This window comes from Roseibium sp. LAB1 (assembly GCF_054658235.1).
On record NZ_BAAGIB010000017.1, the window covers coordinates 1 to 546 of the forward strand.

The window sequence follows — 546 nt, forward strand, 5'->3', positions numbered from 1 at the left end:
GACGGTGCCAGCTTCGACGCGGAGACCGAAGGTTCCATCGACATCACCGTCACGGCCACCTCCACCGATGGCTCGACCTCGGAAGAGACCTTTACGATTGCCGTTTCCGATGTCGATGAGTTCGACGTCTCGGCCGTCACCGACACGGATTCTGCAGCCAATACCATCACCGAAGATGCCGCGGCAGGAACGCAGGTTGGCGTCACTGCCCTGGCCACCGACGCAGATGCCACCGATACGGTGACCTATTCCGTCGATGACGCACGCTTCACCGTCGACGAGAACGGTGTGGTCCGGGTCGCAGACGGTGCCAGCTTCGACGCGGAGACCGAAGGTTCCATCGACATCACCGTCACGGCCACCTCCACCGATGGCTCGACGTCGGAAGAGACCTTTACGATTGCCGTTTCCGATGTCGATGAGTTCGACGTCTCGGCCGTCACCGACACGGATTCTGCAGCCAATACCATCACCGAAGATGCCGCGGCAGGAACGCAGGTTGGCGTCACTGCCCTGGCCACCGACGCAGATGCCACCGATACGGTG

The 546-nt window shown here is 61.7% G+C and carries 1 protein-coding gene; it reads left to right on the top strand.

Annotation, left to right across the window (positions count from 1 at the left end; genetic code table 11):
• Nucleotides 1-546: cadherin repeat domain-containing protein (locus ACYQ54_RS28465; protein WP_460088504.1), on the top strand; the 546-nt coding region annotated here is incomplete at both ends.